Source organism: Pseudomonas sp. P42 (genome assembly GCF_017973755.1).
In the GTDB taxonomy this organism is placed as follows: Bacteria; Pseudomonadota; Gammaproteobacteria; order Pseudomonadales; family Pseudomonadaceae; genus Aquipseudomonas; species Aquipseudomonas iridis.
Genome location: NZ_JACOPU010000004.1, coordinates 78983 through 95638, shown reverse-complemented (window position 1 = coordinate 95638; position 16656 = coordinate 78983). Strand labels below are relative to the sequence as shown.

Sequence of the window (16656 nt, the reverse complement as noted above, 5' to 3'; positions counted from 1 at the left end):
TTATTTTGCGGCGGTGTAGACCTCACGTCCGCCGAACCAGGTTTGCAGCACTTGAGTGTCGTGCAGGGCCTTGTCGTCGACGCTGAACACATCGCGATCCAGCACGATGAAGTCAGCCTGTTTGCCCGGCGTCAGCGAGCCGATCTGCTTGTCCAGACCGAGAGTGCGCGCCGCGTTGGCGGTGTAGGCGTAGAACATGGTTTCGCGGTCCAGACGCTCATCGGCGTTGAGCACACCCAGCGGACCGGTGCGGGTGATGGCCTGGGCCATGGCGTTGAACGGGCTTGGCGATGACACCGGCCAGTCGCTGGCGCCGGCAATCGTCGCGCCCTGTTTGAGCAGCGAATGCGCCGGGTACTGATAGCGGAAGGCGAGGGCGCTGACGTAGGGCTTGATCATCTCGGTGGTGTAGTCGTCGGCGCTGGCCCACAACAGTTGCATCGAGGCGATCACGTTGAGCGGTTTGAAACGTGCAAACTCTTGCGGATTGACCATTTGCAGGTGAGTGATCGAGTGTGTCACGCCGCTCTGCCGGTCCTTGCGCGCCTGGGCGATGCCATTCAGCGATTCGCGCACCGCGCGGTCACCGATGGCGTGGATATGCACCAGCCAGCCTCGCTGGTCGATGGCACTGACCAGTTCACCAAAGTGCTGCGGGTCGATCAGCAGTTCACCCTGTTTGTGCGAGTTGCTATAGGGGTCGATCATTGCCGCACTTTGCGCCGGGAATTCGATTACGCCGTCAGCGAAAATCTTCACGCCGGGCAGGGTGAGGTTGGGGATGCCCTGAAATTCCTGGCGTACTTTGTCGAGGGTGTCGAGATCGGCGGGCACGCTTTTCGAGTTGGCTACCAGCAGCGCAGCGACGTGGACGCTCATCTCGCCGCTCTCCGACAGCGCCTTGTAGGCCGGCAGCACACCGACGGTTTTCTCGGTGGGTTTGAGGGCGAATACCGGCTCGCCCGGCGCAGCGTTGGCGGCGGGGTCCATCCACGCCGTGATGCCAAGGCTGTTGTTGTAGCGCACCGCGGATTTCGCCGCGTTGAGCATGGCGGCGGGACTCGGCACCGGCATTTTCGAGGCCACCCGATCCCAACCGGCGTCGACGACAAAGCCGTTCGGCTCGCCGTTTGCCAGTTTGCCAATCGTGTCTTTTTCCGCGTCCGGCAAGCTTTTCAGCAGCGCGGCGTCGATGCCCGCGCGTTTGAGCATGACGTTGTTCGCCCACGCGGTGTGGTGGTCGCTACCGATGAATACCACTGGCACGCTGGCCCATTCGCCTTGATTGAAGGTTTTGCCCAAGGCCTCGGCCTGCGCCCAATACACCGAACTCATGCCAGCGATGCTCAGCACATCGCCGTGCCGGGCCTTGCCGTCGTCACGCCAGGCGCGCAGGTTTTTTTCCAGCTCATCGAGGGCGACGACTTCGTCTTCCATGTTCGCCGAGACCATTTCCAGGCCGCCGAAAATCGCGTGGGAGTGGCTGTCGATCAGGCCGGGCATCAACGCTTTACCTTGCAGGTCGATGACTTGGGTGCCGGGTTCGATCAACATTTTGATCTGTGCGTCGCTGCCGACCTTCAATACTTTGCCGTTCTCCACGGCCAGCGCCTGCACCTTGGGGTGGGCGCGATCGGCGGTGAAAATCTTGCCATTGACCAGCACCAGATCGGCAGCGGCCATGGCTTCCATCGAGGCAAAACTTACGGCAACCACTAACAGATTCGGGATGAATCTTTTCATTGAAGATTTCCTTGTTATTGCGTCTGATGGCCAGATTAGTGGCTGAAGCCGGCCGACAGAACGCCTTACTCACGAAAAACGTTTTTGCCTGAATGGAAAAAGCATGGACAAGTTGGGTGCATTGAAAATGTTTGTGGTCACTGCGCAACTCGGCAGTTTCAGTCGCGCCGCCGAACAGTTGGGCAAAACCCCGTCGGCGCTGACTAAAGCGGTCAATCATCTGGAGGCCGAACTCGGCGCGCGGCTGTTCGAACGCAGCACTCGGCGGATTCTGTTGACCGAGATCGGCCGGGTTTATCTGGAAACTGCACGGCTGGTGTTGCAGCGACTGGACGAGGCCAGCGAGGAAATCGAGCAGTTGCAGCACGGCTTGCGCGGCAGCCTGAAAATCACCGCGCCACTGGCGTACGGGCGGGCGTTTCTCGATCAGGTGTGTGACGGCTTTTTGCAGCAATACCCGCAGATCAGCCTGCAAGTGGATTTGTGCGACGAGTTCGTCAATCTGCTCGAAAGCGGTTATGACCTGGCGTTGCGCGAAGGCCATGACGACTTGCCGGGACTGATCGCCCGCGTCGTCGGCAGCAATCGTCTGGCCCTGTGCGGCAGCCCTGAATACTTGGCGCGCAAGGGCTTGGCAGTCAGTCCGCAAACCCTCGATCAGCACGAGTGGCTGCTTTATAAGCATCCGTTGCTCAGCCGCGAATTCTGGTGGGCCGAGCGCGACGGCCAGCGCCTGAGCCTGGCACAACCCACAACCCCTCGATTGCGCAGTGACAATTACGACTTGTTGCTGGCCAGTGCCCTGGCCGGGCGTGGTTTGCTGCACACGCCGCTGTGGAGCGCCGCGCCCTACATTGCAGACGGCCGACTGGTGCGGGTCATGGCTGATTATGAAATAGACCCCGACAGCTTTGGCCCGCACATTCTTGCGGTGTACCCGAGCCATCGCCGCGCCACGGCGAAAGTGGTGGCGTTCATCGATTACATCGCCGCTTTCCTCGCTGTACGCGGCTTGAGCTCACTGCACTCATTTGATGGTTGAACGCGGCTTTGGCTGACTGCACTTATTTTGATGGTTGAAGGCGTCCCCTGTAGGCGCTGCCGAAGGCTGCGATCTTTTGATCTGGTTTTTTAAAGGCGAGATCAAAAGATCGCAGCCTTCGGCAGCTCCTACATAGTTTTGCGTATCGGCAGGCCGTCGGCTTAGGCCGACTGGCGGTGCTTGTCAGGAAAATCCCACAGGAGTACAAATGTACTCCATGACAAACCTTACTCCCCGCCGTACCGCCATTCTGACTTTTATCCGCGAACGCATCGCCGAACACGGTCAGCCCCCAAGCCTCGCTGAAATCAGCGAGGCTTTTGGTTTTGCCTCGCGCAGCGTGGCGCGCAAGCATGTGCTGGCGCTCACCGAAGCCGGGTTTATCGAGGTCAACCCGCATCAGGCGCGGGGCATTCGCTTGCTCGGGCAACCGGCGCGACCGGAGTTGCTCGATATTCCCGTGCTCGGCCGGGTGGCCGCCGGTGCGCCGATTGGCGCCGATGCCGATCTCCATAGCCGTTTGCTGCTCGACCCGGCGCTGTTCTCCCGTACGCCCGACTACATGCTGCGGGTGCAGGGCGATTCGATGATCGAGGACGGCATTCTTGACGGCGATCTGGTCGGTGTGCGGCGCAATCCCGAGGCGCTCAACGGCCAGATCGTCGTGGCGCGGCTCGACGGTGAAGTCACCATCAAACGCTTTGAGCGCACGGGCGACGAGGTTCGCCTGCTGCCGCGCAACCCGGCCTACCAGCCGATTGTGGTGCGTGACGATCAGGATCTGGCTATTGAGGGAGTGTTCTGCGGTCTGGTGAGGCAAGGCTGATGGGCGCCATCGTTGCGTTGGATACGCTGTTCAATGGCGGCCAGGTCTGGAAAGGCCGGCCTGCGCCACCGGCCGCGAGCCCGCAACCGACCGGGCATGCCGCACTGGACGCAGCGTTGCCCAGTGGCGGCTGGCCGGAAGCGGCGCTGAGTGAAATCCTCCTGGCCGGCCCCGGGGTCGGCGAACTGCAACTGGTCTGGCCGACGCTGGCGCGGCTGTCGGCGGCGGGCGAGCGCATCGTGCTGGTGGCGCCGCCGTTCGTGCCCTACCCGCAAGCGTGGGAAAACGCCGGGGTCGATCTGCGACAGTTGTCGGTGATTCAGGCCAGTGAGCGCGATGCCTTGTGGGCGGCGGAACAATGCCTGCGCTCCGGCAGTTGCGGCGCGGTGCTGTGCTGGCCGCACAAGGCTGATGACCGCGCGTTAAGGCGTTTGCAGGTGGCGGCGGAAACCGGCCAGACCCTGGCCTTTGCCTGGCGCTCGCTGAGCGAGGCGATCAACCCGTCACCGGCGGCGTTGCGCATTGCCATTGATGCCAAACCTGCCCAGTTGCGCGTGCTCAAATGCCGTGGCGGCCTGGCTCGCGCGACGCCCATTGCCTTTGCCATAGGTCACTGAGGTCGTCATGCGCTGGGTGTGTATTCTGTTCCCGCAATTGGCCCTCGACGCCGTGCTGCGTCAGCGTCCCGAACCCGATGAACCGTTGGTGCTGCTCAGCGGCCCGGCCCAGCGCCGGGTGTTGCAAGCCGTAAATGGCGCGGCGCGCAAACTTGGCTTGCGCCCCGGCCAGTCCATGACCGCTGCGCAAGCCTTGAGCAAAGGCTTTGCCACCGCCGATTACGACGTCGCCGAGGTCGAGCACTGGCAGCAGTTTCTCGCCGCATGGGCCTATCGTTTCAGCTCACAGGTCAGCGTGCATTATCCGCGTACCGTGGTGTTCGAGATCGAATCGAGCCTGGGACTGTTCGGTTCCTGGGCGCAGTTCGAAGTGCGGCTGCGCAAAGAGCTGACCGAGCTGGGTTTTCGTCATCGCATCGTCGCCGCGCCCAACCCGGTGGCGGCACGAGTACTGGCCAATGCTTATGACGGTTTGGTGGTGCCGGACGGTGAAGCCTTGCAGCATCACCTGGGGCAATTGCCCATCGACCGCGTCGGCCTGGAGCCACACGTGGCCACGGCATTGTCGCGCATGGGCCTGCGCAGTCTTAGTCAGGTGCAGAGCCTGCCGCGTCAGGCCTTGGCACGGCGCTTCGAGGCGCAGATGCTCAAGCATCTCGACACCTTGTTTGGCGCACGTCCGCTGGCGCTGGCGTTTTATCTGCCACCGGATCGTTTCGATGTGCGCATCGAACTCAATTTCGACGTGCAGTCCCATCAGGCGCTGCTGTTTCCACTGCGGCGCCTGACCGGCGATCTATCGGCGTTCCTGTGTGGGCGCGACAGCGGCGTGCAGCGTTTCGATCTGCATCTGGAACATGCCGGGTTGCCGGATACGCTGATCAAGGTCGGCCTGCTCAGCGCCGAGCGCGACCCGGCGATGCTCTTCGAACTGGCCCGTGGCCGACTGGAACAAGTGCAGGTCGAGGCACCGGTGCGCGGCTTCCGGCTGCGGGCCGAAGATCTGCCGAGTTTCGTGCCGCAGTTTCAGGAATTGTTCGACGACCGTCCGCAGCAGACCTTGCCTTGGGAGCAATTACGCGAACGCCTGCGGGCAAGGCTGGGCGACGACGCGGTGCAAGGCCTGCGTTTTCAGGCCGACCATCGTCCGGAGTGCGCGTGGCAAAACGCCGTCGACAAACAGCGCTGCGCCGGTTTGCCGAGTGTCCAGCGTCCGGGCTGGTTGCTGGGCGAACCGCAGAGCGTACCGGAGGGTGCGGCACGGATCCTCATGGGGCCTGAGCGCATCGAATCCGGCTGGTGGGACGGTGACGATGTGCGCCGCGATTACTACCTGATCCAGAACCGCGCCGGACAGCAGGGCTGGGCCTATCGGGCGGTGGGCGAGGGCGGCCCGTTGTGGCTGCAGGGCTGGTTCGCATGAACGATGGCTACGCCGAGCTGCACTGCCTGTCGAACTTCAGTTTCCAGCGCGGTGCTTCCAGTGCGCTGGAGCTGTTCCAGCGGGCGAAAAAGCACGGCTATCAGGCGCTGGCGATCACCGATGAATGCACGCTGGCCGGGATCGTGCGTGCCTGGCAAGCGGCGAAATCCGTTGAACTGCCGTTGATTATCGGCAGCGAAATTCGCATCGAAAACGGCCCGAAACTGGTGCTGTTGGTGGAGAACCTTGCCGGCTATCAGGCACTGTGCGGCCTGATAACCCGCGCCCGGCGGCGTACGCAAAAAGGCCAGTATCAGGTGCTGCGCGAGGACTTCAGCGAGCCGTTGCCGGGGTTGCTGACGCTTTGGGTGCCGGACAGCGTCGATAACGTAGAAGAGGGGCGTTGGCTGCGACAAACCTTCGGCGAACGGCTGTGGCTGGCGGTGCAATTGCATCGCGGGCAGGACGATCAGCGGCGATTGGCGGCGTTGTTGAGCCTGGCCGCTGAGTTGGGGATTGCCGCGGTGGCCAGTGGCGATGTGCACATGCACGCCCGTGGCCGGCGTGCCTTGCAGGACACCATGACGGCAATTCGGCACCACGTGCCCGTGGCCGAAGCCGGATTGCGCCTGCACCCCAATGGCGAACGGCATCTGCGCAGCGTCGAGGTGCAGCGGGAACTGTATCCGCCGGCGTTGCTGGATGAGTCAGTCGCGCTGGCTCGGCGTTGTACCTTCGAGCTGAGTCAGTTGCGTTATCAATATCCGAAAGAGCTGGTACCGGACGGACACACCGGCAGTTCCTGGTTGCGGCACCTTACTAAAGCGGGCATCGCCTGGCGCTGGAAACAAGGCGCGCCCTTCAAGGTGCTGCGGCAGATCAACAAGGAATTAAAGCTGATCGCCGAACTCGGTTACGAAAGCTACTTCCTCACGGTGCATGATGTGGTGAATTTCGCCCGCGAACAGCACATCCTCTGTCAGGGCCGCGGTTCGGCGGCCAACTCGGCGGTATGTTTTGCCTTGGGCATTACCGAGATCGATCCGGATCGCACCACGCTGCTTTTTGAACGCTTCATGTCGAAAGAGCGCAACGAGCCGCCGGACATCGACGTCGATTTCGAACACGAACGTCGAGAAGAAGTCCTGCAATACGTGTTTCGTCGTTATGGTCGCAACCGTGCGGCGTTGACGGCGGTGGTCAGCACTTATCACGCGGCCGGCGCGGTGCGCGATGTGGCCAAGGCCCTGGGCCTGCCGCCCGATCAAATCAACGCGCTGGCCGATTGCTGCGGCCATTGGAGCGATGAAACGCCGCCGCTCGCGCGTTTGCTCGAAGGCGGGTTCGACCCCGACAGCCCGGTGCTGCGCCGGGTGCTGAGCCTGACCGGGCAACTGATCGGTTTTCCCCGGCACCTGTCGCAACATCCCGGCGGTTTCGTGATTTCCGAACAGCCGCTCGACAGTCTGGTGCCGGTGGAGAATGCGGCGATGGCTGACCGCACGATCATCCAGTGGGACAAGGACGATCTCGACGCGGTCGGGTTGCTCAAGGTGGATATTCTTGCGCTGGGCATGCTCAGTGCGATCCGCCGCTGTTTCGACCTGCTGCGCCGTCATCGCCATCAAGACCTGACACTGGCGACGATTCCTGCCGAAGACAAACCGACCTACGAGATGATCAGCCGTGCCGACACCATCGGCGTGTTCCAGATCGAGTCCCGCGCACAGATGTCGATGCTGCCGCGCCTGAAACCGGCGAAGTTTTACGATCTGGTGATCGAGGTGGCCATCGTCCGGCCGGGGCCGATTCAGGGCGGTATGGTCCATCCGTACCTGCGCCGCAGAAACAAGGAAGAGGCGGAAACCTATCCTTCGCCGGAACTGGAAGTGGTGCTTAAACGCACCCTCGGCGTGCCGCTGTTTCAGGAACAGGTGATGCAGATCGCCATCGTCGCCGCCGACTACAGCCCCGGTGAGGCCGATCAGTTGCGCCGCTCCATGGCTGCCTGGAAACGCCACGGCGGGCTGGAGCCGCATAAGGAACGACTCGCTGCCGGCATGAAGAAAAACGGCTACACACCGGAGTTCGCCGCGCAGATTTTCGAGCAGATCAAAGGCTTCGGCAGTTACGGTTTTCCCGAATCCCACGCCGCCAGCTTCGCCTTGCTGACGTATGCCAGTTGCTGGCTCAAGTGCCATGAACCCGCGGCGTTCGCCTGTGCGCTGATCAACAGTTGGCCAATGGGATTCTACAGTCCTGACCAGATTCTGCAGGACGCGCGCCGGCATCAGTTGCAGATCCGTGCGGTGGATGTGCGCGCCAGTGACTGGGATTGCAGCCTGGAACCGATCAGCGGTGCGCAACCGGCGATTCGCATGGGCCTGCGGATGATCAAGGGTTTTCGTGAGGACGATGCCCGGCGTATCGAGGCGGCGCGGGCACGCGGAGCATTTGCCGATGTCGCCGATCTGGGGGAGCGCGCCGGGCTCGACAGTCGGGCGCAGGCGTTGCTGGCAGATTCCGGGGCGTTACGCGGTCTGGCCGGACATCGGCATCGGGCGCGCTGGGAAGTGGCCGGGGTGCAGAAACAGCTTGGGTTGTTTGCCGGGTTGTCGAGTCAGGAAGAGCCTGACGTGGTGCTGCCCAAACCCAGTGTTGGTGAGGACTTGCACGCGGATTACACAACGGTCGGCACCACGCTGGGGCCGCATCCGCTGGCGCTGCTGCGCAATGAGTTGAAGGCGCGGCGCTGCCGCAGTTCGCAAGAGTTGCTCGATATCGAGCACGGACGCCCGGTCAGCATTGCCGGATTGGTCACGGGCCGGCAACGTCCGGGCACTGCCAGCGGCGTGACGTTTGTCACGCTAGAAGACGAGTTCGGCAACGTCAACGTGGTGGTCTGGCGCGACCTCGCCGAGCGTCAGCGCCAGGTGCTGGTCGGCTCGCAACTGCTCAGGGTCGATGGCCGCTGGGAACGCGAAGGCGAAGTGCGCCACCTGATCGCCGGACGCCTGAGTGATCTGAGCCCGCTGCTCAACGGCATCCGCGTGCAGAGCCGCGATTTTCACTGATCCGCTTTATATCTGCCGACACGAATCATTCGGGTGCGCGAGGACGAGCCAGTCGCGGTCATTTTGAGCCGATTAATTGACGTCAAAAAAATCTGTCGAGAATGATGGCACTTTGTCATAATGCCGCCCCTTTTCCGCTCCCCACCGCGTTGCTGTGCCGGGACACACCGTTTTTCAAGAAGGAATACACAGTGAGAATGATCTCCCGGATGTTGGTCTCAGGCGTTGCAATTGCGGTACTCGGCACGCTGGCTACCTCGCTCACCGGTTGCGCTACCGAAAGCTCCCGCGCGTTGCCGGTGGCCAAGGTTGAAAGTGCTTCTCAAGTCTGGAGCGGCGTGCGCGTGCCGATGGCGGTGGGCAAGTTCGACAACCGTTCCAGCTACATGCGCGGGATCTTTTCCGACGGCGTTGACCGTCTCGGCGGTCAGGCCAAGACCATCCTGATCACGCACTTGCAGCAGACCAACCGTTTCTCCGTGCTGGATCGCGACAACATGGGCGAAATCCAGCAGGAAGCGGCGATCAAGGGCCAGGCCCAGCGTCTCAAAGGCGCCGATTACGTGGTCACCGGTGACGTCACCGAGTTCGGCCGCAAAGAGACTGGCGATCACCAATTGTTCGGCATTCTCGGCCGTGGCAAGACCCAGGTCGCTTACGCCAAGGTCAACCTGAATATCGTCAACATCAGCACTTCGGAAGTGGTGTATTCGACCCAGGGCGCAGGCGAGTACGCCTTGTCCAACCGCGAAATCATCGGCTTCGGCGGTACCGCTGCCTACGACTCCACCCTCAACGGCAAAGTCCTGGATCTGGCCATGCGCGAGGCGATCAATCGTCTGGTGGATGGCATGAACGCCGGTGCCTGGAAACCGGGCAACTGATCGACGCCCATTGCAAGGAGCAACAACACATGAATTTGACTCTGTCGCGGTCGCTGCTGGCCTTGACTCTGGCCGCCAGCACCTTGCTGGCCGGTTGTGCCGGCCCGAAAACCCTGTACCAGTGGGAAGGCTACGAACCGCAGGTCTACGAATACTTCAAAGGCGAAGAGCCGAAAGAAGCCCAGGCCGAAGCGCTTGAGCGTGACCTGCAAAAAATCCGCTCCACCGGTAAGGCCGTACCACCGGGTTACCACGCGCACCTGGGCCTGCTCTATCTGAGCATGGGCAAGGATGATCAGATGGTGCAGCAGTTCCGTACCGAAAAGACGCTGTTTCCCGAGTCCGGCACGTACATGGATTTTCTGCTTAAAAACGCCAAGACCGGAGACGCCAAATGATCCCGCGTGCAGTGAAACTGCTGGTCGGTGTGCTGGCGCTGAGCGTGCTCGGTGGCTGCGTCAAGCCCAAGACCGTGGACTATTCGGCGTACAAGCAGGCACGGCCCAAGACCATTCTGGTATTGCCGCCGCTGAACACTTCGCCTGACGTCAAAGCGTCTTACAGCCTGCTGTCGCAGGTAACGTTTCCACTGGCCGAGGCCGGTTACTACGTATTGCCGATCACACTGGTTGACGAGACCTTTCGCCAGAACGGTTTGACCACGCCGGATGATATTCACCAGGCTCCGGCGAACAAGCTGCAGGAAATCTTCGGCGCCGATGCGGCGTTGTATATCACCGTGACCGAATACGGTACGCGTTACATGGTGATCAGCAGCGAAACCGCAGTCACTGCAACGGCGAAACTGGTTGACCTGAAAAGCGGCACCACGCTGTGGACCGGCTCGGCCCGTGCCTCGAGCGAAGAGGGCGGTAACAACGGTGGCGGCGGCTTGATCGGCATGCTGATCACGGCGGCGGTGAAGCAGATCATCAACAGTTCCACCGATGCCGGTTTCCCGATTGCCGGCGTGGCGAGTAACCGCCTGCTGTCGGCCGGGCATCCGGCAGGTCTGTTGTACGGCCCGCGTTCGCCGAAGTACGGCACGGACTAAAAACACCGATCAAAAGATCGCAGCCTTCGGCAGCTCCTACATTTGGAATGCATTTCCCTGTAGGAGCTGCCGAAGGCTGCGATCTTTTGCTTTCAGGGGGATCTCTCCACTCCCAGTGCCTCCGTCCGCGCTTGCAACGAGCGCATCAGCGGCAACGCTACCTCGCCCCATCAACTTGCAATCAAGACCCTGCATCTTCCGGCCGAAGGCGATATTCTGCGCGACAGTTCATGCGCCACTGCTGCGTTGCCAGCACTGAAGGAGCTTTCGAATGACCGAGAAAAAACCGGAAACCACGGTCGACCGTGTCTACCAAGGGGTTTACGAAGCGATCAGCAAGCGATCGTTGCGTCCGGGGATGAAGCTGGGCGAAGCTTCCCTGGCAGAATTGTTTAACGTCAGCCGCACGTCGGTTCGCGCCGCGCTCAAGCAGTTGGAGGCCGACGGACTGGTGACGACCGAGCCCAATAAAGGTGCGTCAGTGTCCTTGCCGAGCAATGAAGAGATTCGCTCGCTGTTCGAAACCCGGCGCTTGATCGAGATCGGCATCGTCACTGAGTTGTGCCGTCGCAAGGACACTGCGGCGATGCAAGCGCTGCGTGAACATCTGCTGCTGGAAGATGAGGCTCACGCGGCCGGGGACCATCAGCGGCTGATTTACCTGCTCGGTGAATTCCACATCAAACTCGCGCGCAGTCTCAATAACCCGGTGCTGCTCGACTGGTTCCAGAAGCTGATTTCCCGTGCCTCGCTGTATGCCGCTGCGCTGGACGACGACAGCCATGAAGTCTGCCGCGACGACGAACACCTGCGCCTGATCGAGTACATCGAGGCCGGTAATCAGAGTGCTGCCATCGAGTTGACCTGCACGCACCTCAACGGCATCGAGAAGGCGATTCTCGACGTCGCCGCGAAGATGAAAACTGGCTACCATCCGCTCAAACACCTGATCGGCGTTTAATCCTGAGCCGGCGTTGAAATCGGCTATACCTCTAATGAAACCAATGAGTCAGACGATGCTCGAAACAGACGTGCGATCGCAGAGATCTGGTTTCGCGATCATTCGGGCAAACACACAGGACACCGAGTCACTCGATGCAGTTTTTATCCGATAGCCACGGTTGTGAAGGCTGGAAAGGCGAAATGGCCGCACGCATCTGCGCGTTCGACTGGAGCCATACCGAGTTGGGCCCGCTCGATCGTTGGCCCGCCAGTCTGTGCTGCGCCGTACAGATGATGCTCGCCTCGCCGTTGCCGATGGTCATGCTCTGGGGTCGCGCCGGTTACATGATCTATAACGACGCCTACTCGGAGTTTGCCGGTGGCCGCCACCCTTACTTGCTTGGCGTGCCGGTGGAGTTGGGTTGGCCGGAAGTTGCCGAGTTCAATCGGCATGTGGTCGAGACTTGCCTGGCGGGTGGCACTTTGTCGTTTCGCAACAAAGAGCTGGTGTTGTTGCGCGACGGGGTTCCGGAAGACGTCTGGATGGATCTTTATTACAGCCCCGTGGCTAATGACGAAGGTCGCCCGTCCGGGGTGATGGCAATGGTGGTGGAAACCACCGAACTGGTGCGCTCCGAGCAATTGCGTCAAGCCGCGGAAGAAGCCTTCCGCGCCGACAACGAACGTGTACGCCTGGCGCTCAACGCCGGGGCTTTGCTCGGCTCGTTTGTCTGGGATGTGAAGAACAATGTGTTGTCGGCGGATGAGCGTTTTGCGCGCACGTTTTCTTACCCGCCGGAACATGATCTGAGCAATCTGGCACAACACTTTGTGCAATCGCGAATTCACCCCGATGACCGTGCCTGGGTTCAGGAAAATATCGACCATTGTGTCAAGACCGGCGCGCCGTACAACGTCGAATACCGCGTACTGCGCAGCGATGGCAGTTACCTATGGGTGCTGGCCAGCGGCGGTTGCGAGTTCGACGAACGCGGTGAAGCACTGCGTTTCCCCGGGGTATTGATCGACATCCATGAGCGCAAGAGCGCCGAAGAGTCCCTGCTCAAGTTCACCCGTAACCTCGAACAGCGGGTGGCCGATGAAGTCGAAGCGCGGCTCACTGCCGAAGAACAACTGCGCCAATCGCAAAAGCTCGAGTCCATTGGCGGACTTACCGGTGGCGTGGCCCATGACTTCAATAACCTGTTGCAGGTAATTGCCGGCAACCTGCACCTGCTGGCGCGGCATGAGCCGGATAACGCCAACGTGCAGCGGCGCGTCAGCGCTTCGCTGGCGGCGGTCGAGCGCGGGGCCAAGCTGTCTTCGCAACTGCTCGCGTTTGCCCGGCGTCAACCGCTGTCGCCGGCCGTGTGCAATCCGCAGCAAATCTTTGAAGGCGTCGGCGAGTTGCTGCAACGGGCGCTCGGCGAAACCATTCACATCGATGTGCAATTGCCACAAGCACCGTGGCACATCAACGTCGACCGCAATCAACTGGAAAACGCCATTCTCAACCTGGCAATCAACGCTCGCGATGCCATGAAAGGCGAGGGCACGATTGTGCTGAGCGCTTTCAATACGTTTCTGGACAGCACGTTTTGCGTCGGCAAAGGCATCGTCCCCGGCGAGTTCGTGCGGGTGACGGTCAGCGATACCGGCGCCGGCATTCCCGCGCAGATACTGGAGCAGGTGTTCGAACCGTTCTTCACCACCAAGGCCGATGGCCAGGGCACCGGGCTCGGCTTGAGCATGGTATTCGGTTTCGTCAAACAGAGCGGCGGGCATGTCGAGATCGACAGCAAGCTGGGCGAAGGTACGCGGGTCGAGCTGTACTTTCCGCGCAGTTTGCGGCCGATTCGCGAAGAGTGCCCCACCGCTGATGAAGTGTTGGGCGGGGGCAACGAGACCATTCTGGTGGTCGAGGACAACGACGCGGTGCGGGCCTCGGCAGTGGAATTGCTGCGCGATGAGGGCTATCAGGTACTGATCGCCGGCAACGGCGATGCCGCGATGCAGATGCTGCTGGAAGGCGTTGAAGTGGATCTGATTTTCACCGACGTGGTCATGCCTGGGCTGATCAAGAGTTCCGACCTGTTCGCCTGGGCCAAGGTGCAGAAGCCACCGGTGGCCGTGCTGTTCACCTCCGGGCATACCCGCGACATCATCTCGCGCAATCACCAGTTGAGTCCCGACACCCATTTGCTCGGCAAGCCGTATGGCCCGGAATCGTTGTTGCAGATGATTCGTTCGGTGCTAAGCGGCTGAGCTTGAAAACTTCCCACCAAGGCAGGCTGATGACTTCAAAACGCACCTCCAAAGCACCCGCCGGCATGGTTCGCGTGCGCGGCGCCCGTGAGCACAACCTGAAGAACGTTGACATCGACATCCCCCGCGATGCGTTGGTGGTGTTCACCGGCGTGTCCGGGTCGGGCAAGTCGTCCCTGGCGTTTTCCACTTTGTATGCCGAAGCCCAGCGACGCTACTTCGAATCGGTCGCGCCATACGCGCGGCGGCTGATCGATCAGGTCGGAGTGCCGGATGTCGACTCCATCGAAGGCCTGCCTCCCGCCGTGGCCCTGCAACAGCAGCGGGGCACGCCGAGCACGCGCTCCTCGGTGGGCAGTGTCACTACGTTGTCGAGCCTGATCCGCATGCTCTATTCCCGTGCCGGCAGTTACCCGCCGGGGCAGGCGATGCTGTACGCCGAGGACTTTTCGCCGAACACGCCGCAGGGCGCCTGCCCTGATTGTCATGGTCTGGGGCGGGTCTATGAAGTCACCGAAGCGTTGATGGTGCCGGACCCGAACCTGACCATTCGCGAGCGTGCCGTGGCTTCCTGGCCGCTGGCATGGCAGGGACAGAACCTGCGCGACATCCTCGTGACGATGGGCATCGACGTCGACATCCCATGGCGAAAGTTACCGAAAAAGCAGCGCGACTGGATTCTCTTCACCGAAGAAACCCCGACCGTGCCGGTGTACGCCGGGCTGACCCCGGAAGAGACCCGTGTCGCCCTCAAGCGCAAGATGGAGCCGAGTTATCAAGGCACCTTCACCGGCGCCCGCCGCTACATCCTGCACACCTTCACCCACTCGCAAAGTGCGCTGATGAAAAAGCGCGTGGCGCGGTTCATGCTCGGCAGTCCTTGCCCGTTGTGCGATGGCAAACGGCTGAAGCGCGAGGCGTTGGCGGTGACATTTGCCGGGTACGACATCGGTGAGTTGTCACAGATGCCGCTGCTGCAAGTCGCTGAAGTTCTAAAACCGGTGGCGGCTGCCAGTTATCTGGAGCACGCCGAGGAAACCGGCGAAACCCTCAGTCACGCGCAAACCCGCGACGCCCGTCAACAACGCGTCGCAAAGGGGGCCAGTGGTCACGCCAGCGCGCCAGATGTGCGCCACACACCGAACCTGTCACTGGAAAAACGCCTGGCGGCTCAGCGCATTGCCGAGGATCTGCTGGAACGGGTCACCACGTTGACCGAACTGGGTCTGGGCTATCTGGCTCTGGAACGCAGCACGCCGACCTTGTCGTCCGGTGAGTTGCAGCGCCTGCGATTGGCGACGCAATTGGGCTCGCAGTTGTTTGGCGTGATTTACGTGCTCGACGAACCCTCCGCCGGTTTGCACCCAGCCGATGGAGAGGCGTTGTTCGAAGCCTTGCAGCGCTTGAAGGCTGATGGCAACACGCTGTTTGTGGTTGAGCATGATCTGGAAACCATGCGCCGCGCTGACTGGTTGATCGACGTCGGGCCGGCGGCGGGTGAGAAGGGCGGTCAGGTGTTGTACAGCGGCCCACCTGCGGGGCTGGCCGACATCGAACAATCGCAGACCCGCGCTTATCTGTTCGCCGAAACGCCACGCCAGACGCGTGCTGCGCGCAAGCCGACGGCGTGGCTGAAGCTGGAGGGTATCACCCGCAATAACCTCAACAACCTCAGTGCCGAGTTTCCCTTGGGCTGTTTCACTTCGGTGACCGGTGTGTCCGGTTCCGGCAAGTCGAGTCTGGTCAGTCAGGCGTTGCTGGAACTGGTCGGTGCACAACTGGGACGGCCAAGCGCTGAGGCTGAGGCTGAAGAGCTGAGCCTTGAGGACGACGCGCCGCAAGTCAGCAGCGGCCAGATCACGGCCGGGCTGGAGTCGATCAAGCGCCTGGTGCAGGTCGATCAGAAACCCATCGGTCGTACGCCGCGCTCCAATCTGGCGACCTATACCGGGCTGTTCGACAACGTGCGCAAGCTGTTCGCCGCCACTCCCCAGGCGCGGGCGGCGGGCTATGACGCCGGGCAGTTTTCCTTCAACGTTGCCAAGGGCCGTTGCGCGACGTGCGAGGGTGAGGGGTTTGTCAGTGTCGAGTTGCTGTTTATGCCCAGCGTGTATGCGCCGTGCCCGACGTGTCATGGCGCGCGGTACAACCCGCAGACGCTGGCGGTTTTGTGGGAGGGGCTGAGCATCGCGCAGGTGCTGCAATTGACGGTCGATGAGGCGGTGGAAGTTTTTGTCGGGCAACCGGGGATTCGCCGTTCGCTGGAGGTGTTGCGCGATATCGGCCTTGGTTATTTGCGACTTGGTCAACCGGCCACGGAGCTGTCGGGCGGTGAGGCGCAGCGGATCAAACTGGCCACCGAGTTGCAGCGCAATCAGCGCGGCGCGACGTTGTATGTGCTGGATGAACCGACCACCGGCCTGCATCCGCGGGATGTCGACCGACTGTTGGAACAACTGGATTCGCTAGTGACAGCCGGGCACACGGTCATCGTGGTGGAACATGAAATGCGCGTGGTTGCGCAGAGCGACTGGGTGATCGACATCGGCCCGGGGGCGGGAGATGAGGGCGGCAAAATTGTCGTGGCAGGCATGCCGCAGAAAGTGGCTGCCAGCAAAAAGAGCCGGACTGCGCCATTCCTGGCCCGCGCCCTGAGCCGATAATGCCGTCAATCCCGATGGCCTGATCGCTGGCAAGCCAGCTCCCACAGGTTATTGTGGTTGTGCTGGGGTTCTGAGTTCCCTTCAATCCCTGTGGGAGCTGGCCTGCCAGCGATAGCGGTGGAG

12 protein-coding genes are annotated in these 16656 nt (G+C 61.6%); 11 read left to right on the top strand and 1 reads right to left on the bottom strand.

The annotated features are described in order from the left end of the window. Positions 1-1743 (bottom strand): amidohydrolase, encoded by a 1743-nt coding sequence (locus tag H8B20_RS13475; RefSeq protein ID WP_210623397.1) that lies wholly within the window; start codon positions 1741-1743, stop codon positions 1-3. A 103-nt stretch (positions 1744-1846) separates the two neighbouring features. Between H8B20_RS13475 and H8B20_RS13470 the strand changes: the two genes are divergently transcribed. From H8B20_RS13470 to H8B20_RS13420, 11 genes are all read left to right on the top strand, one after another. After that, on the top strand, positions 1847-2785 hold the full coding sequence (locus tag H8B20_RS13470; protein ID WP_042559442.1) for a LysR family transcriptional regulator: 939 nt from the start codon (positions 1847-1849) through the stop codon (positions 2783-2785). A gap of 208 nt (positions 2786-2993) precedes the next feature. Further along, the gene (gene lexA, locus H8B20_RS13465; protein WP_047301573.1) at positions 2994-3611 is read left to right on the top strand and encodes a transcriptional repressor LexA; all 618 of its coding nucleotides are present in this window, start codon (positions 2994-2996) and stop codon (positions 3609-3611) included. Beyond that, a complete protein-coding gene (gene imuA / locus H8B20_RS13460; RefSeq protein ID WP_210623396.1) occupies positions 3611-4228 on the top strand; it encodes a translesion DNA synthesis-associated protein ImuA in 618 nt (205 codons plus the stop codon). Before lexA ends, imuA begins: the two co-directional genes overlap by 1 nt. A 7-nt stretch (positions 4229-4235) precedes the next feature. After that, positions 4236-5651 carry a Y-family DNA polymerase gene (locus H8B20_RS13455; protein WP_042559438.1) on the top strand — a complete coding sequence of 472 codons (1416 nt, stop codon included), beginning with the start codon at positions 4236-4238 and terminating at the stop codon, positions 5649-5651. Further along, on the top strand, positions 5627-8725 hold the full coding sequence (locus tag H8B20_RS13450) for an error-prone DNA polymerase (protein ID WP_210623395.1): 3099 nt from the start codon (positions 5627-5629) through the stop codon (positions 8723-8725). Before H8B20_RS13455 ends, H8B20_RS13450 begins: the two co-directional genes overlap by 25 nt. Positions 8726-8922: 197 nt before the next feature. Then, positions 8923-9609: a CsgG/HfaB family protein gene (locus tag H8B20_RS13445; RefSeq protein ID WP_210623925.1), complete on the top strand. Its 687-nt coding sequence runs from the start codon at positions 8923-8925 to the stop codon at positions 9607-9609. A 29-nt stretch (positions 9610-9638) separates the two neighbouring features. Further along, positions 9639-10007 (top strand): DUF4810 domain-containing protein, encoded by a 369-nt coding sequence (locus H8B20_RS13440; protein ID WP_047301565.1) that lies wholly within the window; start codon positions 9639-9641, stop codon positions 10005-10007. Continuing rightward, positions 10004-10663: a DUF799 domain-containing protein gene (locus tag H8B20_RS13435; protein WP_042559434.1), complete on the top strand. Its 660-nt coding sequence runs from the start codon at positions 10004-10006 to the stop codon at positions 10661-10663. The genes H8B20_RS13440 and H8B20_RS13435 overlap by 4 nt, the downstream gene beginning before the upstream one ends. 271 nt (positions 10664-10934) lie before the next feature. Continuing rightward, a complete protein-coding gene (locus tag H8B20_RS13430) occupies positions 10935-11624 on the top strand; it encodes a GntR family transcriptional regulator (protein ID WP_210623394.1) in 690 nt (229 codons plus the stop codon). Between the two features lie 134 nt (positions 11625-11758). Next, a complete protein-coding gene (locus H8B20_RS13425) occupies positions 11759-13870 on the top strand; it encodes a hybrid sensor histidine kinase/response regulator (protein WP_210623393.1) in 2112 nt (703 codons plus the stop codon). A 29-nt stretch (positions 13871-13899) separates the two neighbouring features. Beyond that, a complete protein-coding gene (locus tag H8B20_RS13420) occupies positions 13900-16533 on the top strand; it encodes an excinuclease ABC subunit UvrA (protein WP_210623392.1) in 2634 nt (877 codons plus the stop codon). The last annotated feature ends 123 nt before the right edge of the window (positions 16534-16656 follow it).